This is a genomic window from Rhizobium centroccidentale (genome assembly GCF_030182565.1).
Taxonomy (GTDB): domain Bacteria; phylum Pseudomonadota; class Alphaproteobacteria; order Rhizobiales; family Rhizobiaceae; genus Rhizobium.
Genome location: NZ_JAQJCG010000014.1, coordinates 96,345 through 118,810, shown reverse-complemented (window position 1 = coordinate 118,810; position 22,466 = coordinate 96,345). Strand labels below are relative to the sequence as shown.

24 protein-coding genes are annotated in these 22,466 nt (G+C 61.1%); 15 read left to right on the top strand and 9 right to left on the bottom strand.

Annotated elements, in window-relative coordinates; translation table 11 throughout:
• Positions 1 to 5 precede the first annotated feature (5 nt).
• Entirely contained in the window at positions 6 to 935 is a 930-nt protein-coding gene (locus PH562_RS19235) for an electron transfer flavoprotein subunit alpha/FixB family protein (RefSeq protein WP_113231608.1), read from the top strand.
• 144 nt (positions 936 to 1,079) lie between these two features.
• Positions 1,080 to 1,958, top strand: a complete 879-nt coding sequence (locus PH562_RS19230) for a 3-hydroxybutyryl-CoA dehydrogenase (protein WP_113231607.1) — start codon at positions 1,080 to 1,082, stop codon at positions 1,956 to 1,958.
• A 159-nt stretch (positions 1,959 to 2,117) separates the two neighbouring features.
• Here the strand turns inward: PH562_RS19230 and tlpA are convergent, their stop codons facing one another.
• Entirely contained in the window at positions 2,118 to 2,783 is a 666-nt protein-coding gene (gene tlpA, locus PH562_RS19225; protein ID WP_285174837.1) for a thiol:disulfide interchange protein TlpA, read from the bottom strand.
• 23 nt (positions 2,784 to 2,806) lie between these two features.
• Here tlpA and argH point away from each other — a divergent pair, with 23 nt between their 5' ends.
• The 5 genes from argH (at position 2,807) to PH562_RS19200 (ending at position 9,363) form a co-directional block, all read left to right on the top strand.
• Entirely contained in the window at positions 2,807 to 4,207 is a 1,401-nt protein-coding gene (gene argH / locus PH562_RS19220) for an argininosuccinate lyase (RefSeq protein ID WP_095435994.1), read from the top strand.
• A 99-nt stretch (positions 4,208 to 4,306) separates the two neighbouring features.
• Positions 4,307 to 4,501: an LPS translocon maturation chaperone LptM gene (gene lptM / locus PH562_RS19215; RefSeq protein ID WP_183874558.1), complete on the top strand. Its 195-nt coding sequence runs from the start codon at positions 4,307 to 4,309 to the stop codon at positions 4,499 to 4,501.
• A 13-nt stretch (positions 4,502 to 4,514) separates the two neighbouring features.
• Positions 4,515 to 5,786 (top strand): diaminopimelate decarboxylase, encoded by a 1,272-nt coding sequence (gene lysA / locus PH562_RS19210; RefSeq protein WP_285174833.1) that lies wholly within the window; start codon positions 4,515 to 4,517, stop codon positions 5,784 to 5,786.
• A 348-nt stretch (positions 5,787 to 6,134) separates the two neighbouring features.
• Complete coding sequence (locus PH562_RS19205; protein WP_285174831.1) at positions 6,135 to 8,882, top strand: TIGR02302 family protein; 2,748 nt, start codon at positions 6,135 to 6,137, stop codon at positions 8,880 to 8,882.
• Positions 8,883 to 8,937: 55 nt separating this feature from the next.
• Positions 8,938 to 9,363, top strand: a complete 426-nt coding sequence (locus PH562_RS19200) for a cupin domain-containing protein (RefSeq protein WP_285174829.1) — start codon at positions 8,938 to 8,940, stop codon at positions 9,361 to 9,363.
• A gap of 46 nt (positions 9,364 to 9,409) precedes the next feature.
• On the opposite strand, the gene PH562_RS19195 is transcribed toward PH562_RS19200, so the two are convergent.
• From PH562_RS19195 to PH562_RS19185, 3 genes are all read right to left on the bottom strand, one after another.
• Positions 9,410 to 9,769: a response regulator gene (locus tag PH562_RS19195; RefSeq protein ID WP_069612925.1), complete on the bottom strand. Its 360-nt coding sequence runs from the start codon at positions 9,767 to 9,769 to the stop codon at positions 9,410 to 9,412.
• Positions 9,770 to 9,928: 159 nt separating this feature from the next.
• Positions 9,929 to 10,477 (bottom strand): hypoxanthine phosphoribosyltransferase, encoded by a 549-nt coding sequence (hpt, locus tag PH562_RS19190; RefSeq protein WP_095435999.1) that lies wholly within the window; start codon positions 10,475 to 10,477, stop codon positions 9,929 to 9,931.
• Positions 10,478 to 10,618: 141 nt separating this feature from the next.
• Positions 10,619 to 11,284, bottom strand: a complete 666-nt coding sequence (locus tag PH562_RS19185) for a hypothetical protein (protein ID WP_285174823.1) — start codon at positions 11,282 to 11,284, stop codon at positions 10,619 to 10,621.
• Between the two features lie 210 nt (positions 11,285 to 11,494).
• Here PH562_RS19185 and ftsE point away from each other — a divergent pair, with 210 nt between their 5' ends.
• The 4 genes from ftsE to PH562_RS19165 all read left to right on the top strand — a co-directional run bounded on the left by ftsE (position 11,495) and on the right by PH562_RS19165 (position 14,911).
• Complete coding sequence (gene ftsE, locus PH562_RS19180; RefSeq protein ID WP_015341323.1) at positions 11,495 to 12,154, top strand: cell division ATP-binding protein FtsE; 660 nt, start codon at positions 11,495 to 11,497, stop codon at positions 12,152 to 12,154.
• A complete protein-coding gene (locus PH562_RS19175) occupies positions 12,147 to 13,193 on the top strand; it encodes a cell division protein FtsX (RefSeq protein ID WP_440478768.1) in 1,047 nt (348 codons plus the stop codon). The genes ftsE and PH562_RS19175 overlap by 8 nt, the downstream gene beginning before the upstream one ends.
• Before the next feature lie 69 nt (positions 13,194 to 13,262).
• Positions 13,263 to 13,985 (top strand): YdcF family protein, encoded by a 723-nt coding sequence (locus PH562_RS19170; protein ID WP_208409278.1) that lies wholly within the window; start codon positions 13,263 to 13,265, stop codon positions 13,983 to 13,985.
• A gap of 122 nt (positions 13,986 to 14,107) precedes the next feature.
• Entirely contained in the window at positions 14,108 to 14,911 is an 804-nt protein-coding gene (locus tag PH562_RS19165; protein ID WP_285174819.1) for a lysophospholipid acyltransferase family protein, read from the top strand.
• A 27-nt stretch (positions 14,912 to 14,938) separates the two neighbouring features.
• On the opposite strand, the gene PH562_RS19160 is transcribed toward PH562_RS19165, so the two are convergent.
• Positions 14,939 to 15,511: a gamma-glutamylcyclotransferase gene (locus PH562_RS19160; protein ID WP_483315362.1), complete on the bottom strand. Its 573-nt coding sequence runs from the start codon at positions 15,509 to 15,511 to the stop codon at positions 14,939 to 14,941.
• A gap of 11 nt (positions 15,512 to 15,522) precedes the next feature.
• Between PH562_RS19160 and PH562_RS19155 the strand changes: the two genes are divergently transcribed.
• Positions 15,523 to 16,536: a DUF2125 domain-containing protein gene (locus PH562_RS19155; RefSeq protein WP_285174815.1), complete on the top strand. Its 1,014-nt coding sequence runs from the start codon at positions 15,523 to 15,525 to the stop codon at positions 16,534 to 16,536.
• A 4-nt stretch (positions 16,537 to 16,540) separates the two neighbouring features.
• Here PH562_RS19155 and PH562_RS19150 read toward each other — a convergent pair whose 3' ends face one another.
• From PH562_RS19150 to PH562_RS19135, 4 genes are all read right to left on the bottom strand, one after another.
• Positions 16,541 to 16,969 carry a GNAT family N-acetyltransferase gene (locus PH562_RS19150; RefSeq protein WP_285174813.1) on the bottom strand — a complete coding sequence of 143 codons (429 nt, stop codon included), beginning with the start codon at positions 16,967 to 16,969 and terminating at the stop codon, positions 16,541 to 16,543.
• A gap of 27 nt (positions 16,970 to 16,996) precedes the next feature.
• Positions 16,997 to 17,926 (bottom strand): prephenate/arogenate dehydrogenase family protein, encoded by a 930-nt coding sequence (locus PH562_RS19145; protein WP_285174811.1) that lies wholly within the window; start codon positions 17,924 to 17,926, stop codon positions 16,997 to 16,999.
• On the bottom strand, positions 17,923 to 19,032 hold the full coding sequence (gene hisC / locus PH562_RS19140) for a histidinol-phosphate transaminase (protein WP_285174804.1): 1,110 nt from the start codon (positions 19,030 to 19,032) through the stop codon (positions 17,923 to 17,925). Before hisC ends, PH562_RS19145 begins: the two co-directional genes overlap by 4 nt.
• Before the next feature lie 102 nt (positions 19,033 to 19,134).
• Positions 19,135 to 19,914, bottom strand: a complete 780-nt coding sequence (locus tag PH562_RS19135) for a class I SAM-dependent methyltransferase (RefSeq protein WP_113231593.1) — start codon at positions 19,912 to 19,914, stop codon at positions 19,135 to 19,137.
• Between the two features lie 53 nt (positions 19,915 to 19,967).
• On the opposite strand from PH562_RS19135, the gene gloB reads away from it, so the two are divergent.
• The 3 genes from gloB to PH562_RS19120 all read left to right on the top strand — a co-directional run bounded on the left by gloB (position 19,968) and on the right by PH562_RS19120 (position 22,452).
• Positions 19,968 to 20,738 (top strand): hydroxyacylglutathione hydrolase, encoded by a 771-nt coding sequence (gene gloB / locus PH562_RS19130; RefSeq protein WP_113231592.1) that lies wholly within the window; start codon positions 19,968 to 19,970, stop codon positions 20,736 to 20,738.
• Positions 20,738 to 21,163 (top strand): cupin domain-containing protein, encoded by a 426-nt coding sequence (locus PH562_RS19125; protein ID WP_285174799.1) that lies wholly within the window; start codon positions 20,738 to 20,740, stop codon positions 21,161 to 21,163. The genes gloB and PH562_RS19125 overlap by 1 nt, the downstream gene beginning before the upstream one ends.
• Positions 21,164 to 21,294: 131 nt before the next feature.
• Positions 21,295 to 22,452 (top strand): esterase, encoded by a 1,158-nt coding sequence (locus tag PH562_RS19120; protein WP_285174797.1) that lies wholly within the window; start codon positions 21,295 to 21,297, stop codon positions 22,450 to 22,452.
• Positions 22,453 to 22,466 lie beyond the last annotated feature (14 nt).

Here is a 22,466-nt window from a genome sequence, read left to right as displayed (position 1 = left end):
GACCTATGGCCATTCTTCTTCTGGCTGATCATGACAATGCCCACCTCTCCGACCAGACCGCTAAGGCGCTGACGGCTGCCTCCAAGATCGGCGGCGATGTGCATGTGCTCGCTGCCGGCGCGGGCGCCAAGGCTGCGGCCGAGCAGGCGGCAAAGCTTGCCGGCGTCTCCAAGGTGCTGGTTGCCGAGGATGCAAGCCTCGCCAACAATCTCGCAGAACCGCTAGCGGCACTGATCGTATCGCTTGCCGGTTCCTACGACGTGATCATCGGCGCCGCGACCTCGGTCGGCAAGAACGTGCTGCCGCGCGTTGCCGCTCTGCTCGATGTCGCCCAGGTCTCGGAAATCATCGAAGTCGTTTCCCCCGACACCTTCAAGCGGCCGATCTATGCCGGCAATGCCATCCAGACGGTGCAATCCACCGACGCCAAGAAGGTGATCACCGTGCGCACGGCCTCGTTCGCCTCCGCCTCTGAAGGGGGTTCGGCTGCAATCGAGACGATCTCTGCGGCTGCTGATCCGGCGCTGTCCACCTTCGTCGGCGATGCACTGTCGACATCGGACCGTCCGGAGCTGACCTCCGCCAAGATCATCATCTCGGGCGGCCGCGCGCTCGGCTCGGCGGAGAAGTTCAGGGAAGTCATTTTGCCGGTTGCCGACAAGCTCGGCGCTGCCGTCGGCGCTTCCCGCGCTGCCGTCGATGCCGGCTATGCGCCGAACGACTGGCAGGTCGGACAGACCGGTAAGGTGGTCGCCCCGCAGCTCTACATCGCCTGCGGCATTTCCGGCGCCATCCAGCATCTGGCCGGCATGAAGGATTCGAAGGTGATCGTCGCCATCAACAAGGACGAGGAAGCCCCGATCTTTCAGATCGCCGACTACGGCCTCGTCGCCGACCTCTTCGAAGCGCTGCCGGAACTTCAGAAGGCGCTCTGATCGCACCGATTGAGTTTCTCGCAGTTGCGAGAGACTGGAAAATCGTCTTTTATAGGTCTATCAATCTTTGCCGGGCTAGAAATGGCCCGGCAAATTTGAATTAAAAGCATAGCGCATCGCCAGGAGCGCGCCGGGGAGTTGGCAATGAGTTCGCTGAAGACGATCGGTATTATCGGCGCGGGCCAGATGGGCTGCGGCATTGCCCATGTGTCCGCCATGGCCGGCTACAAGGTCCATATCTACGATCTCTCGCAGGATCGCATTGAAAGCGGCCTTGCCACCATCAACGGCAATCTCGCCCGCCAGGTCGCATCCGGCAAGACAACCGACGAAGAGCGCAAGGCAGCGCTCTCCCGCATCACCGGCTCGGCCGATCTCAACGATCTCGCCCAGGTCGATCTCGCCATCGAGGCTGCGACGGAAGACGAAAGCGTCAAGCGCAAGATCTATGCGCAGGTATGTCCGGTCCTGAAGCCCGAAGCGCTGCTGGCAACGAACACCTCGTCGCTGTCGATCACCCGCCTTGCCTCCGCCACCGACCGTCCCGAACGCTTCATGGGCATCCACTTCATGAACCCGGTTCCGGTCATGAAGCTCGTGGAGCTGGTACGCGGCATCGCGACCGAAGAATCGACTTTCTCCGCGGCCAAGGACTACGTCTCCTCGCTGGAAAAGACGATCACCGTCGCCGAAGACTTCCCCGCCTTCATCGTCAATCGCATCCTGCTGCCGATGATCAACGAGGCGATTTACACGCTCTACGAAGGCGTGGGCACCGTCGATGCCATCGACACCGCCATGCGGCTCGGCGCCAACCACCCGATGGGCCCGCTGCAGCTTGCCGACTTCATCGGCCTCGATACCTGCCTTTCGATCATGCAAGTGCTGCATGACGGGCTCGCCGACTCCAAGTATCGCCCCTGCCCGCTGCTGGTAAAATATGTCGAAGCCGGCTGGCTCGGCCGCAAATCGGGCCGCGGCTTCTACGACTACCGCGGCGAGACGCCGGTTCCGACGCGGTAAAACACCCTCGCCCCATCGGGGGGAGAGTCGCGCGACAGCGCGGATGAGCGGGGGCCGCCGGCAAGACGGTGCTGCTTTACCCAGCGACGCGTTTGTTATGACACACTCCCCCTCATCCGCCCTACCGGGCACCTTCTCCCCAAAGGGAGAAGGAGAAAATTAAATCCCCGCAGCCGCCTTCACCAGGTTCTTGGCATCCTCGCTGTCCCACGCCGCCGGTCCGTTCATGGCCGACAGAAGGCAGCCCTTGTCGTCAATCAACAAGGTCACCGGCAAACCAAAGGCCAGCCCCTGCTTCTTCAGCACATTGAACACGCCCATCGTGTTGTCGCGGTAGTAGCCGAGCTTATCGATCGCATATTCCGCACGGAAGGCTTTGGTCTTTTCATCGTCGCCCGTATCGATATTGACGGCGACCACTTCGAACTTGTCGCTGCCGACGCTCTTCTCAAGCGCGTTCAGTGCCGGCATTTCCTCGCGGCACGGCACGCACCATGTCGCCCAGACATTCAAGAGCACGGTCTTGCCGGCGAAACTGCTGATCGACAGCGGTTGCCCTTCAGCCCCCTTGAAGGAGACACCCTGAAGCGAGATCGGCGCCGGCGGCACGCTCATGGCGGCGACCTGACCCTTGGTAAAGGGCGTCAGGGCAGCAGCGCGATCCCTGGCAGTCCCGCATTGATCGGCCGAGGCCGTTTCACCAATGCCATTGCCATACCCCGCCTCCTTCACGTATACCGCTGCCGCACCGGCAATAACCCCGGCGACGGCGGCAAGCATAACAAGTTTCATGGACGGCAGACCGAACGGCTTCTTTGCTGTCATTACATTCTCCAGGTGGGCATCTCATGACTGACGGCACGGACACCAAATCCTCCAACCAGATGTGGGGCGGGCGTTTCGCTTCCGGCCCCGCGGCAATCATGGAGGAGATAAATGCCTCGATCGATTTCGACAAGAAGCTGTTTGCCCAGGACATCCGCGGCTCAATCGCGCATGCGAGCATGCTCGCCAATCAAGGCATCATTTCAACCGAGGATAAAGACAAGATCGTTCACGGGTTGAACACGATCCTGTCAGAGATCGAAAGCGGCAATTTCGAATTCTCGCGCCGCCTCGAAGACATCCACATGAACGTCGAGGCGCGGCTTGCAACCCTGATCGGCCCGGCTGCCGGCCGTCTGCACACCGCCCGCTCGCGCAACGACCAGGTGGCACTCGATTTCCGCCTCTGGGTGAAGGAAGAGCTGCAGAAGTGCGAGCAGGCGCTGACCGAGCTCATCTCTGCCTTCCTCGACCGTGCCGAGGAACATGCCGAAACCGTCATGCCGGGCTTCACCCACCTGCAGACGGCGCAGCCCGTCACCTTCGGCCATCACTGCATGGCCTACGTCGAAATGTTCGGCCGCGACCGTTCGCGCGTACGCCACGCCATCGAGCATATGGACGAATCGCCGATCGGCGCCGCTGCCCTTGCCGGCACGGGCTTCCCGATCGATCGCCACATGACGGCCAAGGCGCTCGGCTTCCGCGAGCCGACCCGCAACTCGATCGACACCGTCTCCGACCGCGATTTCGCCCTGGAATTCCTGTCGATTGCAGCGATCGCCGGCATGCATCTGTCGCGGCTTGCCGAAGAGATCGTCATCTGGTCGACGCCGCAATTCGGCTTCGTGCGTCTCTCCGACGCCTTCTCCACCGGCTCCTCCATCATGCCGCAGAAGAAGAACCCGGATGCCGCCGAACTCGTGCGCGCTAAGACCGGCCGCATCAACGGCTCGCTGGTGGCGCTGCTGACCATCATGAAGGGCCTGCCGCTCGCCTATTCCAAGGACATGCAGGAAGACAAGGAACAGGTGTTCGACGCTGCCGAAAGCTTGGAACTCGCCATTGCCGCCATGACCGGCATGATGCGCGACATGACGATCAACACTGCCCGCATGAAGGCGGCCGCCGGCTCCGGCTATTCGACCGCCACCGACCTAGCCGATTGGCTGGTGCGCGAAGCCGGCCTGCCCTTCCGCGATGCCCACCACGTGACGGGGCGTGCCGTGGCGCTTGCCGAAAGCAAATCCTGCGAGCTGGCGGAACTCTCGCTTGCGGACCTACAGGCGATCCACCCCGATATCACCGACAAGATCTTCGATGTCCTGACGGTCGAAGCTTCCGTTGCCAGCCGCAAGAGTTTTGGCGGTACGGCGCCCTCGGAAGTGCGCAAGCAGATCGCCTTCTGGCGCGCCCGCAATTGAGAAAATCGCCGAAAGTCACAACCAACAATCAGGGTGCACAAGGCTCGGAAACTTCGCTATGAAGGACTGCTTTCGCGTTTGCCGCCCAAGAGGATTTCGATGCAGATCAACATGCCGCACATCATCCGCCTGACCGTCGTGCTTTCGGTCATCGGCCTTGCCGTTGTCGGATGTGGCCGCAAAGGCCCTCTCGATCCGCCGAGTGCGCACGCGACCAAGGGCGGCGACGTCTCCAAGCCGACGAAGGAGCCGGGCACGGAGGACAAGAAGTTCTTCCTCGACCCGCTTCTCTGATTAGGCGACGACCGTGAACCATTTTGAGTATCGCGACGGCATCCTCTACGCCGAGGATGTACCGGTTCCGGAGATCGCCAAGGCGGTCGGCACACCCTTCTACGTCTATTCGACGGCAACGCTGGAGCGCCACTACCGCGTCTTCGCGGAGGCCTTCGGCGATGTCGATGCCATGGTCTGCTACGCCATGAAGGCCAATTCCAATCAGGCGGTGCTGAAGACGCTCGGCCGCCTTGGCGCCGGCGTCGATGTCGTCTCCGTTGGTGAGCTGCGCCGCGCATTGGCCGCGGGCATTCCGGCCAACCGCATCATGTTCTCCGGCGTCGGCAAGACGGCGCAGGAAATGGACGCAGCGCTCGAAGCCGGCATCTATTGTTTCAACGTCGAATCCGAACCGGAGCTGGAAGTGCTGAATCAGCGCGCCGTCCGCGCCGGCAAGGTGGCGCCCGTCTCCTTCCGCATCAATCCCGATGTCGATGCGCGCACGCATGCGAAGATTTCGACCGGCAAGAAGGAAAACAAGTTCGGCATTTCATGGCAGCGCGCCCGCGCCGTCTATGAGCGCGCCGCCAGCCTGCCTGGGATCAAGGTCACCGGCATCGATATGCACATCGGCAGCCAGATCACCGAGCTGCAGCCCTTCGACGACGCCTTCAAGCTGCTGCGCGACCTCGTGGAAACGCTGCGCGGCGATGGCCACGATATCCATCATGTTGATATCGGCGGTGGCCTCGGCATTCCCTATCGCGACGACAACAACCCGCCGCCGCTGCCGGATGCCTATGCCGAGATCGTCAAGAACCAGCTGCGCGGCCTCAACTGCCGGATCGTCACCGAGCCCGGCCGCCTGATCGTCGGCAATGCCGGCATTCTCGTGACCGAAGTCATCTATGTGAAAGATGGCGGCGACAAGAGCTTCGTCATCGTCGACGGCGCCATGAACGACCTCATCCGTCCGACACTTTATGAGGCCTATCACGAGATCAGGCCGGTTGCGGTCGGCGACGCCAGCACACCACGCATCAAGGCGGACGTCGTCGGCCCGGTCTGCGAGACGGGCGATTATCTGGCACTCGACCGCGAGATGGCGCTGCCGAAGCCCGGCGATCTGCTGGCCGTCGGCTCGGCCGGTGCCTATGGCGCCGTGCAGGCCGGTACCTATAACAGCCGACTTCTGGTTCCCGAGGTGCTGGTCAAGGGCAATGAATTCCACATCATCCGCCCGCGCGGGACCTACGAAGAGCTGATCGGCCTGGATTCGATCCCGGCCTGGCTTGAGGGGTAAGCGGCTTCATCGACAATTTCGGGCAGGACCGCAAAGGCTGCTTTACCCGATCACGTTTCGGCGAAGTCCGGTGAAAAAGCAGCCTTTCACGCCCGTTGCCCTCGTCTTCGCCACAAAGAATGTTATCTTTGATTGAATGGTGTCTCGCCGGGCACCGCGTGCGCGAGCGTGTGGGACGCTGCGCCACCCAACGGGCGACTGGAGCCGGATGATTTTAGATCGAATCGATCTAAAATCTGAATCCACTCTAGAATTAAAGAAGTAGAGCATGATGTCGTCCGAAAGACGTCCACACTTTTCGGCATCATGCTCTGGCCATCAACGTCAGATCGGGAGAAGACCGGACCGATGACCAGCCCCAGCAACCCTAAGAAGGGCGCTTTTGCCACCCGTCCGGCGCTGGCGCGCATGGTTGCGGTCAAGCGTCTCTTTGCGCGGCTGGTACTTGTCAGCGAACAGCTTCTGCCGCGGCTGCTGCTGCCGGCCTCCATTCTGGCCCTTTTCCTCTCCATCGCCTGGTTCGGCATTTTCCGCATGGCGCCGGATGTTCTGCGCTTTCTGCTGCTTGCCGTCTTCGCGATCGGCTTCGCCATCTCCCTCTATCCGCTGCGCCGCCTGCGCTGGCCGAACACCGTCGAGGCGGACCGGCTGTTGGAAGAGCGCAATGGCCTCGCCCACCAGCCCGTCACGGTGCAGGAAGACGAGCCGGCGCTCGACACTCCGTTTGCGCGCGCGCTCTGGCGGGAACACCAGACGCGTATGGCCGAGCGCATCGCCGCCCTGGATGCCGGCCTGCCGAGGCCGGATATTACGCGCTACGACCGCTTCGCATTGCGCGCCATCCCAGCCCTGTTGCTGGTAACGGCCTTCAGCTTTTCCATGTCCAACAGCGGCGGCTCGCTCAGTGATGCCTTCACGGCATCGACCTCGACATCGAGCAATCCGGATGTCCGTGTCGACGCTTGGGTCACTCCGCCCTATTATACCGGCGAAGCGCCGGTCTATTTGACGGGCAATGTCACCAATGCCGGCAACAGCTTGAACGTGCCGCAATTTTCCGAGCTCACCGTACGTGTTTCGGGTGCTGCGACGGATGAGAAAGTGCTGTTCCAGGCAACTGGCGCGGAAAAAGGCGCCGAAATCCCCGAGCAGGCCGCTGATGCCGACAAGCAGGGCCCGGCTGGCGCAAAACCTGCAACGCCTCCCGCCGTGCCGCCCGCAGCAAACGGCACCGGCAATATCCCGGCTGCAGACGGGATGGTCGCCCGTACCCATGTTCTCAAACTGGAAAAGGGTGGCGAACTCACCGTCAACGGCAAGTCTTGGTCCTTCAACGTAGTCGTCGATAAACCGCCGGAGATCACCTTCGACGGCATTCCGCATGCGACGGCGAGCGGCGCGCTGGAACTCGGCTTCAAGGTCAAGGATGATTACGGCGTCGAGGAAGCCTATGCCGAGATCGTGCCGGTCGAATCCGATCCGGCTGCCAAACCCCTATACGGCCTGCCCGAATACAAGCTGGAGCTTCCCCGCCGCGACCGCCGCAACGGCAAGGGTCTGGCAAGCCATGATCTGACGCAGGACCCGCTCGCCGGCAAGCGCGTCCGCATCACCCTCGTCGCCAAGGACGGTGCCGGCCAGACGGGCCGCAGCTCACCCTATGAGATGGTATTGCCATCACGCAATTTCAGCCAGCCGCTCGCCGCCGCCGTGGCGGAAGAACGCCAGGTGTTTGCACTCGACACGCGGAAGATGCCGGAAGCGATCGAGCTCAACAAATCGCTGACCATACGGCCCGAAGAGACTATTCCCGATCTCGGCAATTATCTCGCGATCAAGTCGGCGCTGACGCGCATGAAGCTCGCAAGTAGCGAAGCCTCGCTGAAGGATACCGCCGATTATCTCTGGCAGATCGCCCTCGGCATGGAAGATGCGCAGTTGACCGATGCGGAAAAGGCCCTCCGCGACGCCCAGCAGAAGCTCTCCGACGCCCTCCAGCGCAACGCTTCCGATGCCGAGATCAAGAAGCTGACCGACGAGCTGCGCAAGGCGATGGACGCCTATATGAAGGAGCTGGCCGAGCGCATGCGCAACATGCCGGCCCAGCCGAACCAGCGCTCAGCCAATATCCTGCGCCAGCAGGATCTGCAGCGCATGATGGATCAGATCGAAAATCTCGCGCGCTCCGGCAATCGGCAGGCCGCACAGCAGATGCTCTCTGAACTGCAGCAGCTGATGAACAGCCTGCAGGCGGGCAAGCCGCAGCCTGGGCAGCAGCAGAACCAGGCCAACGACAAGATGCGCGAACAGATGGACAAGCTCGGCCGCATCATGCGCGATCAGCAGAAGCTGATGGATCAGACCTTCAAGCTCGATCAGGCCATGCGCGATCGCATGCAGCGCGGCGATTCCAACGAGGACGGCGACGGCCTGATGGATCAGCCCATGCCCGGCCTCAACGACCCGATGCGCCCGGATATGGGCCAGCACAGCCAAGGCCAGCAGGATCAGCAGCAAGGCCAGAACCAGCAGGGCGAGAAGGGCAAGGATCCCACCGATAACATGACGGCCGATCAGCTGCGCGACGCGCTGAAGCAACTGCGCCAGCAGCAGGAGGGCCTCGGCAAGCAACTCGGCGAACTGCAGAAAAACCTCGACTCGCTCGGCATGAAGCCGAACCAGAATTACGGCAAGGCACAACAGGAGATGAAAGGCGCTTCAGGCCAGCTTGCCGAGGGCAATGGCGAAGGCGCCGTGCAAGGCCAGGGACGCGCGCTGGATGCCCTGCGCAAGGGCACGCGCGAAATGATGAACCAGCTTATGGCCCAGATGCAGCAGGGACAAGGCCAGGGGCAGGGTCAGGGACAGATGCCGGGGCAGATGGGCCAAGGCGGTCAAAACGGCCGCGATCCGCTCGGCCGGTCGCGCAACGACGGCGGTTTCTCTGACAACCCCAATGACAACATGGTGCCGGACATCATTGAAGCAGAGCGCGCACGTCAAATTCTCGACGCCATTCGGGAACGGCTGAGCAACAATCCCACGCTCAGCGAAGAACGGCGTTATCTGGAACGTCTGCTGAACCTGGGTCAGTAACGCAGTCTGCCATCAAAGAAGTTGCCTGTCTTCATGCTTCGCAAAGGGGGAGGATATGGAGACCAAGCTTGCCCATATTTCGGATCTGCCTGTCACGACAGGTCTGCCCGGCGTTGCCGACGTGGATGCGAGGCTGAGCGGCAAGCACGAGATTCGGCTTGCCAAAGCTGTGGGCATCACGCAATTTGGCGTGAACCTCGTCACCCTCGATCCCGGAGGCATGTCTTCATCACGCCACTGGCATATGGCGGAGGACGAATTTCTCTATATTCTCACAGGCACGCCGACGCTGGTTGACGAAAACGGTCACCATATTCTCGGGCCCGGCGATTTCGTGGGATTTCCGGCTGGGCAACCGAATGGGCATCATCTGCTCAACTATTCCGCCGCCGCGGTGACGATGATCGTTGTCGGCTCAAGAAAGCCGGGAGAAGAAACCATCTACTATCCAGATGACGATTTCGGCCCTATCCGCAAATGATGATGACCTCGGCACAGGAAACGACTGAGCCGATAGTCGAGAAATGTCAGGCAGCCAAAGCCCGGGCAACGGCCTTGCGGATGTCTGGCAGCGCGAAGGGCTTGGCGACGACGTCGACGATCTTTTCCATAAGGTCGTCAGCGCGCTCGCGCTGCTCCGCATAGCCGGTCATCAGCAGGATTTTCATCCCCGGGCACGTCGAATGTGCCTGATGCGCAAGCTCGATGCCGTCCATCACGGGCATGCGGATATCCGACAGCAAAAGGTCGTAGCCGCCCTGCTTCAGTTTCTCTAAGCCTTCCGCGCCGTCGGCTGCCTCTTCGGTCTCATGACCGTCCAAGCGCAGCGCGCGGGCGACGAAGGTGCGAAGCGAATCTTCGTCTTCCGTGATCAGAATTTTTGCCATGGTCCGTGCTCCTGGTCCGTCATGTTCCGCGACCGAAATCACCAGAATTCCGTTTGCGATAGGTAAACGTGGGGGAGGCGATCGGGCTCCGTGGTTAACGGTTCGTCATCGCTGGAGCAGAATGGGACAGACGGACATGCCGCCTGCATTAACTTAAGATCAGGCCTCGGCGTCGCCCGTGACGACACCGACGAACGGCAATTCGCGGAAGGCGTAGGCGACATCCATGCCGTAGCCGACAACGAAATAATCGGGGCATTCGAAGCCGACATAATCGGCCTCGAGCTCTTCCTGGCGCTTGACGCTCTTGTCGAGCAGGACGGCCAGCGTGACGTTGCGGGCGCCGCGCTCATAGAGCAGTTCCTTGGCAAAACGCAGCGTGCGGCCCGATTCCAGAATGTCGTCGATCAGCAGCACGTCGCGATCCCGAACGTCGCTGTCGATGTCCTTGACGATGCGCACGCCTTGGGACGTCGTGCCGGCGCCATAGCTCGAAAGCGTGATGAATTCGACCTCAGGGGCAAGCCCGGTCTCATGCAGGGCGCGCAGCAAATCGGCTGCGAAGATGAACGAGCCTTTGAGGATGGCGATGACGAGGAGATCCTTCGTCGGCCCGCTGGCGATTTCCTTCGCCAAGGCATGATTGCGCTCGGCAATCTGCTCGGCAGTGAAAAGCGGCTCGATATTCTTCCCGCGTACGACAGGCATTGATTGGCATGCTCCATGGCTAAGCGGCCCATGGCCGCCGATCAAGCTCTACAGCGCCGCGCGTTGTATAAGACGCGCAAAGGTCGCTGTAGCACTCTAAAGCAGTAGCCCGTAGCACAATCGGCAAGCCCAACACACCCCCTAAGGCATGAAGGAAAGCCGAACTTCTGGCGTTTTTCCACCGGGATGCTGCAATCGCGTCGAGAATCCGCGGCTTTCATGTGGCCCAAGGCGATCGACGGGCGTATCCACCACGATGCTCCTGACCAGTTGGCCACCGGCGAAAAGATCGGCACGCACCTGCGGGACCGAAAGGGTGGCACCACTGACATTTTCGATGATGCCGTTCAATCTCAAGACGGGCAGCCCGTTCTCATCCCTAGGCGTCAGCGTGACATGCGAGAACTGCAGCGGATCGGACGTCGCCTCGGCTGGGGCGTTGGAAAGACCGAAAAAACCGCCCGAAAGACCGAAGATCAAGATTGCGAGGCAAACGATGAGCGCGACGAAACTGCGCCGCGATGCCTGCTGCAAGACCTCTTCGGTCACCCGCAGAACGGACAGGATGCGCGAGAAGGCAGTTTTGCGCGTCGCCGGCTGCGGTTTCGATCGGGCATGCCCTCCGTAGCACATGTTCATGCCCGAAGCCGCCCGCCCGCGTGCGGCGAAAACGGTCACGAATTCGGCATCCACGATATCGGGTTTCGGCATGACGTAATGCGCCTGAGGGGATCCCGTTCCGCGTTCGGGCGGAATGAGGTCATAAATCAGCCCCGTCTGTTGTTGACGGTGGCGAAAAGCGCCCATGATGGCCTCCCTTTGCGGTGATCCACATGGTTTCGACGCCCATTGCCAAGCTGGGCATTGAAACGAATCCTGCCCAGTCGTAAATTTTATTGGTTAATGCTTCGCAAAGATCGCCATGAATAGGGCGCCTTTCCAGAAAAATTTACCGGCTGTTAATGCCATTGGTTAACAAGTCGCCTGATTGAACCCTGCGGAAGACTGGACTGCCCGTTGATTCACTTTGAGAACGTCGGTTTGCGCTACGGCATGGGTCCGGAAATCCTCCGCGACCTGAGCTTCGACATACCGAGGAAATCGTTCCAGTTCCTGACTGGCCCCTCCGGCGCCGGCAAGACGACACTGCTGCGGCTGCTCTTCATGTCGCTGCAGCCGACGCGTGGGCTGATCCGCATGTTTGACCGCGAGATTTCCTCGATCCCGCGCAATGAACTGCCGCTGCTGCGCCGCCGCGTCGGCATCGTCTTCCAGGATTTCCGGCTGCTCGAGCATCTGACGACCTATGAAAACGTTGCGTTGCCGCTCCGCGTGCGCGGCAAGGATGAAAGCTCCTATCGCACCGACGTCCTCGAACTGTTGAAATGGGTAGGGCTCGGCGAGCGCATCAATGTGCTGCCGCCGGTTCTGTCGGGCGGCGAGAAGCAACGCGCCGCCATCGCGCGCGCCCTCATCGACCGCCCGGAAATTCTGCTCGCCGACGAACCGACGGGCAACGTCGACCCGCCGATGGCGCGCCGCCTGCTCAATCTCTTTCTCGAGCTTAACCGACTCGGGACCGCTGTCGTCATTGCCACGCACGATCTCGCTTTGATGGACCAGATCGAGGCGAGACGCATGATTCTATCGGGGGGGCATCTCGATATCTATGACTGATCCCCGCCCCCGCAGGACAGCCCCGAATGCCGGGGCGCCGCAAGCGCGGCAAGCGCCCGGTACACCGCCTGTAGAACGCAAGCGTCCGGAGATGCGCGTTCGCCCGACGGGGCCGATCGTGCCGTCCTCCAACATTCAGGGCAATGCGCTCATTGTCGTCATCGCCATCATGGCCTTTCTCGCCTGCCTCACACTCGGTGCGGTCAGCATGGTACGCTCGACGGCGGCAAGCTGGGAGAGCCAGATTTCCCGCGAGATCACCATCCAGATCAAGCCGGACAACGATCTTGACATGGAAAAGGCGCTCGCGAGCGCCCGCGATATCGCATTGAGCTTCGTCGGCACCAAGTCCGGCCAGATCGTCGATGAAGCGGCAACCGCGCGCCTGCTCGAACCGTGGCTCGGCGCCGGCCTCGATATCAAGGAACTGCCCGTTCCGCGCCTCGTCATCATCACCATCGACGAAACGCATCCGCCTGACTTCGAGGCGATGCGCGCATTGCTCAAGGCGCAGATCCCACAAGCGACGCTGGACGATCATCGCACCTGGGTCGACCGGCTCGTGTCGATGGCGCACACCACCGTTCTCATCGGTACCGGTGTCCTGTTGCTGGTCTTCACCGCCATGGTCCTGACTGTGGTTTTCGCCACGCGCGGCGCATTGTCAGGCAATCGGCATATCGTCGAGGTGCTGCATTTCGTCGGCGCCGAAAGCACCTTCGTCGCCAACGAGTTCCAGAAGCATTTTCTGAAGATCAGCCTCAAAGGATCGGGCGCCGGCAGTGCCCTTGCCGCGCTTTTCTTTGCAACAGCCGGCCTCCTGCAAAGCCATACGATCGCCACGCCGCAGACCGACCAGGCAACGGCATTGTTCGGGACTTTCTCCGTCGGCGCGCTCGGCTATATCGGCATTCTCGCCACCATGATCATCATCGCGCTGCTGACGACGCTGACGGCGCGATTCACCGTCATGCGCACGATCTACGAGATCGATCTGATCCGTTCCGATCCCGGGCGGACGGACAGCGTACAGAATTGACGCTTCAGCGATGTTTTTTTACCGTTTGCCAGCCCGCTCCTTGCCGCAATTGGCGTATAATAGCGAATCATGAGCATGGATCTGACGACTCGCAAGTCCGTGAGTTTGCAGTCGCTGCGGACACGCCCCCGCGGCGATAGACCTATGCGCCGCAGCCTGTTCCGCCGTCTCCTGCGCTGGGGCGGCTTCGCTTTCATCTTCCTTGTCGCCATCGTTTTCGGCGGCTTCCTGCATTTCGCCGATTCGATCACCACCTTGAAACCGCCGCTCGAGCCGAAAGCCGATGCCATCGTCGTGCTGACGGGCGGCTATCAGCGGATCGATCAGGCAGTGGAGCTACTGCGCACCGGTGCCGGCAACCGTCTGCTGATATCGGGCGCGCATCCGACCACCACGCCGACACAGATCCGCAAGCTGACGCAGAGTTCCGCCAGCCTGTTCAGCTGCTGTGTCGACATCGGCTACGATGCGCTCGATACGATCGGCAATGCCCGTGAAGCGGCAAAGTGGATTCACGCCAGGGGCTATAAGAGCGTTCTCGTTGTCACGAACAACTACCATATGCCCCGCAGTCTCGCGGAACTGAAATATGTCGATCCCTCGACTGATTTCATCCCCTATCCGGTCGTCAACTCCGACCTGAAGAGCAAGAACTGGTTCACGGACCCGAATGCGCTGCGCACGATGATCTCGGAATATGCGAAAGTGCTCCTTGCCGGCGCCCGCAATCTGACCGGCCTCGGACGGCCGATAGGCCTGCGCTCGCGGCAGCCGACTGAGGACGACGACTGAGGCTCGCCGTATCAAACGACGCAGACGCGAAAACCCCGCAAAGACCGACTTTTTATTGACGCTGTAATCGTGTAGGCAAACCTTCGGATGCTGGCGCAAGCCGGTGCATTGGAAAAGCCTCGATGATTATCTTGCGTTCGATCCTGTTCAACACGGCCTTCTATGCCAATCTGATCATTCGCATGATCGTGTTGGCGCCGATTTATTTCCTCATGCCGCGCAAGGCGGCCTATGCGATCCCCAAGGCGTGGGCGAAATCCAGCACCTGGCTGATGGAGAAGATCGTCGGCACCACCTTCGAGATCGAGGGCTTGGAAAATATCCCCAAGGGCAGCTTCATTTTCGCGCCCAAGCATCAATCCTTCTGGGATACATTCGCACTGCTGCCCTATCTGGACGACCCGGTCTATATCCTGAAGCGCGAGCTGATGTGGATCCCATTGTTCGGCTGGTATGCCGGTAAACAGCGCATGATCCCGGTCGATCGCGGCGCCCGCGGCAAGGTCATGTTCGATGTCCTGAAGCGCACGCGCGAAGAGCTCGCCACCGGCCGCCAGCTCATCATCTACCCCGAGGGGACGCGCCGGCCGCCAGGTGCCGAGCCGGTCTATAAATACGGCATCGCCCGCATGTATCGCGACCTCGGCATCCCCGTCGTCGCCGTTGCCATGCATCCCGGCCTCTTCTGGCCGCGCCGCACGTTCCGCAAATATCCCGGCCATATCAAGGTGCGCATCCTGCCGCCGATCGAGCCCGGCATGGACCCGGATGCCTTTTTCGCGCGCCTGATCGAGGAGACGGAAAGGGCGAGCGACGAGCTGCTGGTCGAGACGGTCGCCAACAACCCGAACCTGCCGCTTCCTCCGACCGCGGTCCAGCGTCTGGCGGAAATCGCCAAGGCAAAACCCGTTACCGCCGCTGTCTGAGCGAGCTCTCGATGCCCGGCGGCAGGTTCAGGATGCCTTTCGCATTCGCTCCACTTCGCCGGCAACCTGCTCCAGCCAATGATCGCGGATGCCCATGTCGCGCAGATGGGCCAGGGTATTCAAGAGATAGGCATCGTTCGGGCCGGAGCGGCCGATGGCAGCTTCCACCACATGCGCTGCCTCGATCGCATCCAGCGAGCCGGCATATTGCCTGTGGTTGCGATCGACGACATAGGCGACGGCGGTCACGCGCCGCCCGTCAGAGAGCCGGATCGGCAGGGTCTTTTCCAGATAGACGTTGGTGACGAGTTCGCGCTCGCGCAGATAGGTCAGCACCTCGTCCCAATCGGAGACCGGAACCCGAAAGGCCATGCCACGGCAAGAGCCGCCGCGATCGAGGCCGAGGACGAGGCCGGGGTTTTCTTCCGTCCCGCGATGGACCCAGGAACGGACGCAGAGCGAGCGACGATAACCGAAAATCAGGGCCTCGGCCCGCTCGTCATAACCAAAGCCCGGATTCCACATGAGGGATCCGTAGCCAAACACCCAAAATTCGTCCATATCCAACGCCAAATCACTGTGAAGCTTCAGTCCAACCATTGGAGAACAACATGGCAGCGTCAAGCCAGAGCGTAACGACCGGTCGAGGCAAACGTCTGTGGCTCATCCTTTTTGGGCTGGTGGTGGTTTTGGCCGGTCTTTACACCGGCGGTTGGTACTATGCGACCGGTTTCGTCAGGGCCAATGTCCTGAAGGCGCTCGGTCAGCAGAACAGCGCCGGCATTGCCGGCAAATGCGAGAACATGGCCTTCAACGGCTTCCCCTTCTCCATCGGCCTGACCTGCGACACCGTGACTGTCGACAACCAGACACGGGGCGTCTCCACCAATTTCGACAGGCTCAGTGCCTCCGCACCGGTCTTCCAGCCCAACCATGTGAGCTGGAGCCTGAAATCTCCCGCCGAGTTGCGGACGACCGAGGGCCTGACCGTATCGGCTGAATGGGCCGATCTGCAATCGAACCTCGTCGCCAAGGGCCGTGGCGTCGCGCAGACCCAGACTGTTATCAATGGGCTGAAGGCGGGCATCGTCTCCTCAGTCACCGGCCAGAGTATCAATGTCACAGCCGCCCACACGGAGATGCACGCCAGCCAGAGCGGCAGCGATCTGGATTTCGCGATCGGCGTCGAAAATGCCAATGCCGTGATCAAGGATTTTCCCCAGGTCCTGCCGACCGCATCCACGAGCGCCAACGTGACGCTATCGGGCAAGGCCGGCCTGCTCGATGGCAGCGACCGCGAAGGGCTTCGCGGCTCGGCAGGCGTGCTGCACCAAGCCGTCATCGACATCGGCGACGGCCGCATCATGACGCTTTCCGGCCCCTTCAATTTTGACGATGAGGGTTTTCTATCAGGCCAGTTCAAACTGGAAATCAATCAGATCGGGCCATGGGGCGATAGTCTGACCACGACGCTTCCCGCTGCCAAGAACATCATCAAGACGGCCACGAAGATGCTGAAGGCGCTCGCCAATGGCGGCGACAAGGTTTCCGTCGATCTCACCGCCGATCGCGGCCGCCTCTCGCTCAGCGGTTTCATCCCGCTCGGCAAGATCCCGCCGATCTAAGATGCTATTCCTTACCTGCGCCGGAGATATCCTTCACAAAGAATATCTCCGGGCTCGGCTGAACGATGCGGAGGTCGATGCTACCCACCGCCTTGAAGCCATTGCGGCGATGCCACGCCTGCGGCTCAGCTTCCGCCCATTCGCTTGAGGTCATCAGATGCTGGGCGCCCTCTTCGATCATGGCGCCTTCCCAGGCATGGAACAGGGCGGTTCCGACACCCTCGCGTTGATGTAGCGGCAGCACGCGGATCATATCCATATAGGGGATTTTGCCCCAGAAGCGGCTGAAGCGCAGGAAGCCGACGACTTCACTGTCCCGCTCGGCCACAAAATATTCACCGAGCGCAATGCAACGCCCGATCCAGTCTTCACTGGCGTCTTCATGCTCAAGGAGCCAGGGCAAATCTTCGGAATGTGCGCGCCTGATGATCATAAGCGCTCCTCCGTCGTATAAGGATGCCTATTCCTTCACATCCAGCGCATGACGGCCGAAATCCGGCACGTCGACGTCCTGGCCGGCTTCGACGATCGAGCGACGAATGGCGCGCGTGCGGGTGAAAAGGTCGAAGATCTTGTCGCCGTCACCCCAGCGGATCGCGCGCTGCAGCGATGCCAGATCCTCGGAGAAGCGTGACAGCATCTCCAGAATCGCATCGCGATTGTGCAGGCAGACGTCGCGCCACATGGTCGGATCGGAGGCGGCAAGGCGAGTGAAGTCGCGGAAGCCAGAGGCGGAATATTTGATGACTTCAGACTCGGTCACCGTTTCCAGATCGTCGGCGGTTCCGACGATGTTGTAAGCGATCAGATGCGGCAGATGCGAGACGATCGCCAGCACCTTGTCGTGATGCTCGGGATCCATCTCGTCGACACGGGAGCCCAGAGTTTCCCAGAAGCCGCGAAGCGTCTTGATCGCAGCCTCGTCGGTACCCGGAACGGGCGTGAAGATGCACCAGCGCCCCTTGAACAGCCCCGGAAAGCCCGCATCCGGGCCGGATTTCTCCGTTCCCGCGAGCGGATGGCCCGGAATGAAATGCACATTGGAGGGCATATGCGGCTGCATCTGCGCGATGACCGACGCCTTGGTGGAGCCGACATCGGTGACGATAGCGCCCGGCTTCAGATGCGCAGCAATTTCCTTGGCGACACTTTCGGAGGCGCCGACTGGCACGGAGACGATGACGAGATCGGCGTCCTTGGCTGCCTCGGCCGAGGACAGCGTATAGCGGTCGCCGAGCTTCAACTCCTCGGCACGCTTCAACGTCTCGGCGCTGCGTGTCGAGATCACCACTTCCTTTGCGATACCGAGGCGCTTGATGTCGTGGGCGATGGAAGAGCCGATAAGGCCGATGCCGATCAGGGCGATGCGGTCGAACTGGATGTTGCTCATGCCTTGCGTCCCATAAATTCGGCCAGAGCGTCGATGACGCCGAGATTGGCCTCTTCGGTGCCGATGCTCAGGCGCAGCGAATTCGGGAAACCATAGGCCCGGACGGCGCGCAGGATATAGCCGCGGCTCGTGAGGAAATCGTCCGCTTCCGAAGCGCGCTTGCCGTCGCTGTCGGGGAAGTGGATCAGCACGAAATTCGCAACCGACGGCGTCACCCTGAGACCCAAGGCTTCGAGCGCAGCCGTCATCTTCTCGATCCAGAGTGTGTTATGCGCGACCGCCTTTTCCGTGAAAGCCTGATCGCGAATGGCAGCCGCTCCGGCAGCAATGGCCGCGCCGTTCAGATTGAACGGAGCACGCACGCGGTTGATCGCATCGACGATATCGACCGGGGCATACATCCAGCCGATACGAAGCGCCGCGAGGCCATAGACCTTGGAGAAGGTACGGGTCATGACGACATTCTGGTTCGCCGAAACGAGTTCAAGGCCGGCCTCGTAATCGTTGCGGCGGACATATTCGGCATAGGCAGCGTCGAGGATGAGAATGACGTGCTTGGGCAGGCTCGCCTGCAGGCGGCGGATCTCGCTGACCGGCACGTATGTTCCAGTGGGATTGGCAGGGTTCGCAATGAAGACCATCTTGGTCTTTTCCGTGACCGCCGCGAGGATCGCGTCGACGTCGACTGTGCAATCCTTTTCCTTGACCGTGACCGGCGTCGCGCCGGCGGCCATGATCTGGATTTTGTAGACCAGGAAGCCGTGCTCGGTGATGATGCCTTCGTCGCCCACGCCGAGATAGGTGTGGCAGAGCAGGCCGAGCAGCTCGTCCGAGCCGGCGCCGCAGAGAATATTGGCCATGTTCAGCCCATGCACATCGGCGATCGCCTGCCGCAATTCCTTGGCCTGTCCGTCCGGATAGCGCTCGAGATTGCCGGCAGCGCTGCGGAAGGCTTCGATCGCCTTCGGGCTGGCACCGAGCGGCGTCTCGTTCGAGGAAAGCTTGAACACGCGCGCAACGCCCGGCGCATGCTCCTTGCCCGGCACATAGGCGGCGATGTCGAGGATGCCGGGACGCGGGACGGGCTTGCTCATTTCCATGCTCATGGGATCGACCTTGGGAAAGACCGGAAAATTCCGGTTTATGACACCCCGTCGCATTAAAGCGGATTGATAAATTTGTCGAGTGTCGGCGCTACGGCGAAAGCGTCACGCGCCATCACGCGTCGTCGGTATGCCCCGCGGGGCCAGCACCGGCACGAAGACACGGCGCGAGGCGCGAACGGCAACGGGCAGCCCCTGATAGAGCCGTTTCTGCGCCTCGACGATGATGACGCCGGAAAAGGCGGGCCACAGGGTCCGGCCGACCCGCTCGAAGGCGCGGCGTAGCCGCAGTACGGTCCGCAGCTTCGAAGGCGGAAAGAACAGTGCTTCTGCCGTAGCACCTGGCGTGAAGTTTGTTTCGCGCAGCAGCGAGGTGAGCTGGCCGCGTGAATAGGGCCGGCCGGAGCCAAATGGCGTATGCTCCATGCGCGCCCATACGCCGGTACGGTTCGGCACGACAATAACCAGCCGGCCGCCGGGCGCCAGAACGCGCCAAAGCTCCTTCAGCGTCTCGCGCGGGCTTTCCGCAAATTCCAGCGAATGCACCATCAGCACACGGTCGATCGAACTGTCGGGCAACGGCAATTCTTCATCGAAGATCAGCGCCGTCGCCGAGGCCGAGCCCATCGGCCAGTTCACCGCACCCTGCCCCGCCGGCATGAAGGCGAAGGTACGCTCGGTGTCGGCACGGAAACGATCGAGATAGGGCACGGCATAGCCGAGGCCGACAAGCCGCTCCTCGGGCATCCGCGCCCAGATGGAGGATAGCGCCATGGCGATCGACTGCTCCGCCAAGCGACCGAGCTCGGAATGATAAAACTGGCGGAGATCGACAATATCGGCGTGCATCGAAACAAATGTTATCAGCCAAGCGTTGGACTTCAAGGCCGAACGGCTTACATTCTCCACCAACGTAAAAGACGAGGACGATTTCGATCATGAAACCATTGGAATTAGAGATTTTTATCTGCCGTTCCGACAATTTCGGCGTCTTGGTCCATGATCCCGAAACCGGATTGACGGCGTCGATCGACGCTCCGGAAGCAGATGCGGTCCTGAAAGCCGCCGATCGGCGCGGCTGGACGATCAGCCATATCCTGACAACCCATCATCATACCGATCATGTCGAGGGCAATCTGGCGCTGAAGGAACAGTTCGGCTTGGAGATCATCGGCCCGATCAACGAGGCGGTCGCCATTCCCGGCCTCGATCGCGCCGTCGGGGACGGCGATACATTCGAGTTTGCCGGTCATACGGTCAATGTCATCGAAACGCCTGGCCATACTGCCGGCCACGTCTGCTATCACTTCGCCGACGACAAGCTGCTTTTCGCCGCCGACACGCTGTTTGCGCTCGGCTGCGGCCGCCTGTTCGAACGGCCGGCAGCGGATATGTGGGCCTCCCTCCAGAAGCTTGCGGTCCTGCCGGACGAAACGGCTGTCTATTTCGGCCATGAATACACGCTCTCCAACGCGCGTTTTGCGCTGACCATCGACCCCGGCAATGAGCGGCTGAAGGCGCGCGCCGCCGATATCGAAGCATTGAGAGCGGAAGGTAAGTTCACCATCCCCACGACGCTGGCGCTCGAGAAGGAAACCAATCCGTTCCTGCGCGCCGCCGATCCGGCGATCCGCCGCCATCTGCTGATGGAAAGCCGCAGCAACGAAGAAGTCTTCGCCGAGATCCGCAAGCGCAAGGACAATTTCTGATGCAGGCAAAAGAGATCATTGAAATGCTTTCCATGCAGCGGCATCCGGAGGGCGGCTGGTACGTGCAGACCTTCCGCGACGAAAATGGCGGCACGAGAGGCCACTCCACCGCCATCTACTATCTGCTCGAGGCGGGCGAGCGCTCGCACTGGCATCGGGTGCACGATGCCGCCGAGGTCTGGCACTACTATGCCGGCGCGCCTCTCGCCTTGCGTCGCTCGGCCGACGGCAAGGCGAGTGAAAAACTCGTTCTCGGCATGGATCTGGCGAAGGGCGAGCGCCCGCAGGCGGTTATTCCGGCCAACTGGTGGCAATCGGCCGAAAGCCTCGGGCAATTCACGCTCGTCGGCTGCACGGTTTCCCCGGGCTTCGAATTTTCGAGCTTCGAGATGGCACCGCCGAACTGGAAGCCCACCTTAGGCTGAACCTTTTACCTTTCATTGACATCACGCAGGATGCGGCCAGACAGCGCGCAGCGACGGTCTTGAAAAAGCGACGTGCTGTGTCAGCTTTACACGGGGGAAGTGAAATTGATCCATCTGGAGGAGGTTTTTTCGTGCGTTTGTTGTTTCCTTTGCTCGTCGCAGCAGGCTGCGTCATGAGCGCGCCTGTCTTTGCCCTCGATGCCCCGGCCTCGCCGCCGGCCGAAAAACCCCTGAAAAACTTCGTGACGTCGGTCGAGAAGGATGGGTCGATCACCTTCCGCCTCTATGCGCCGGCGGCAAAGGCGGTTTCCGTCACTTTGGGCTTGCGCGATCCCATCGCCATGCAGCGCGGCGACGATGGCACATGGAGCACGAAGACGGAGGTGCTGAAGCCGAATCTCTACGAATATTACTTCAACGTCGACGGCTTCCGCAGCATCGACACCGGCACCAATGCGCCGAAGCCGCAACGGCAGGTCAATACCAGTTTGATCCTGGTGCCCGGCAGCATTCTCGATATCCGCAATGTGCCCCACGGCGACCTGCGGCTGGTGACCCTGCATTCGAAGGCGCTCGATTCGGAACGGCAGATGTATGTCTACACGCCGCCCGGCTATACAGATTCCTCCAAGCCGCTGCCGGTGCTCTACCTCTATCACGGCTTCGGCGATACAGTGGGGTCCTGGGTCCTCCAGGGCCGCGCGCCGCAGATCCTGGATAATCTCCTTGCCGAAAAGAAGATCGAGCCGATGATCGTCGTCATTCCGGATACGGAAACCGATGTGCCGAATGCGATCACCGAGAATTTTCCGGCCGCCGATCGCCGCGCGAATTTCTATCCCGCGAACGCCGAAGCAGCCGATCGCGAACTGACCGAAGATCTTATCCCGTATGTGAAGAAGCATTATCGGGTGCGGAACGAGGCGAGCGGCCGCGCTGTGGCCGGGCTGTCGCAGGGAGGCTATCAGGCCCTCGTATCCGGCCTTTCACATCTGGATACCTTCGGCTGGGTCGCAACCTTCAGCGGCGTCAGCACGACGACGGTTCCCAACAAGACCGTCGATGCTGTGCTGAATGAGCCGGAGAAGATCAACAAGGCCTTGCACAACTTCACGGTAACGGTCGGCAGCAAGGACCAGGTCGTCGGCAAGGACGTGGCGGGCTTGAAGGCGACGCTCGACGCCAAGAAGATCAAGCACGAATACCATGAATACCCCGATCTCCAGCATGAGATGGATGTCTGGCGGCCGTCGCTCGTGGCCTTCCTGGAAAAGGTCTTCAAGAAATAAGCAGTAGCGATCCG

Bases quoted from the DNA above. Each gene is read 5' to 3' on its own strand.
- PH562_RS19155 (WP_285174815.1), top strand. From the start codon at position 15,523: ATGGCAGCGTCAAGCCAGAGCGTAACGACCGGTCGAGGCAAACGTCTG.
- tlpA (WP_285174837.1), bottom strand. From the start codon at position 2,783: ATGACAGCAAAGAAGCCGTTCGGTCTGCCGTCCATGAAACTTGTTATG.
- argH (WP_095435994.1), top strand. From the start codon at position 2,807: ATGACTGACGGCACGGACACCAAATCCTCCAACCAGATGTGGGGCGGG.
- PH562_RS19230 (WP_113231607.1), top strand. From the start codon at position 1,080: ATGAGTTCGCTGAAGACGATCGGTATTATCGGCGCGGGCCAGATGGGC.
- PH562_RS19235 (WP_113231608.1), top strand. From the start codon at position 6: ATGGCCATTCTTCTTCTGGCTGATCATGACAATGCCCACCTCTCCGAC.
- PH562_RS19200 (WP_285174829.1), top strand. From the start codon at position 8,938: ATGGAGACCAAGCTTGCCCATATTTCGGATCTGCCTGTCACGACAGGT.
- PH562_RS19205 (WP_285174831.1), top strand. From the start codon at position 6,135: ATGACCAGCCCCAGCAACCCTAAGAAGGGCGCTTTTGCCACCCGTCCG.
- PH562_RS19170 (WP_208409278.1), top strand. From the start codon at position 13,263: ATGAGCATGGATCTGACGACTCGCAAGTCCGTGAGTTTGCAGTCGCTG.
- PH562_RS19165 (WP_285174819.1), top strand. From the start codon at position 14,108: ATGATTATCTTGCGTTCGATCCTGTTCAACACGGCCTTCTATGCCAAT.
- PH562_RS19185 (WP_285174823.1), bottom strand. From the start codon at position 11,284: ATGGGCGCTTTTCGCCACCGTCAACAACAGACGGGGCTGATTTATGAC.
- hisC (WP_285174804.1), bottom strand. From the start codon at position 19,032: ATGAGCATGGAAATGAGCAAGCCCGTCCCGCGTCCCGGCATCCTCGAC.
- PH562_RS19145 (WP_285174811.1), bottom strand. From the start codon at position 17,926: ATGAGCAACATCCAGTTCGACCGCATCGCCCTGATCGGCATCGGCCTT.
- PH562_RS19175 (WP_440478768.1), top strand. From the start codon at position 12,147: ATGACTGATCCCCGCCCCCGCAGGACAGCCCCGAATGCCGGGGCGCCG.
- PH562_RS19195 (WP_069612925.1), bottom strand. From the start codon at position 9,769: ATGGCAAAAATTCTGATCACGGAAGACGAAGATTCGCTTCGCACCTTC.
- PH562_RS19150 (WP_285174813.1), bottom strand. From the start codon at position 16,969: ATGATCATCAGGCGCGCACATTCCGAAGATTTGCCCTGGCTCCTTGAG.
- gloB (WP_113231592.1), top strand. From the start codon at position 19,968: ATGAAACCATTGGAATTAGAGATTTTTATCTGCCGTTCCGACAATTTC.
- hpt (WP_095435999.1), bottom strand. From the start codon at position 10,477: ATGCCTGTCGTACGCGGGAAGAATATCGAGCCGCTTTTCACTGCCGAG.
- PH562_RS19125 (WP_285174799.1), top strand. From the start codon at position 20,738: ATGCAGGCAAAAGAGATCATTGAAATGCTTTCCATGCAGCGGCATCCG.
- PH562_RS19160 (WP_483315362.1), bottom strand. From the start codon at position 15,511: ATGGTTGGACTGAAGCTTCACAGTGATTTGGCGTTGGATATGGACGAA.
- lptM (WP_183874558.1), top strand. From the start codon at position 4,307: ATGCAGATCAACATGCCGCACATCATCCGCCTGACCGTCGTGCTTTCG.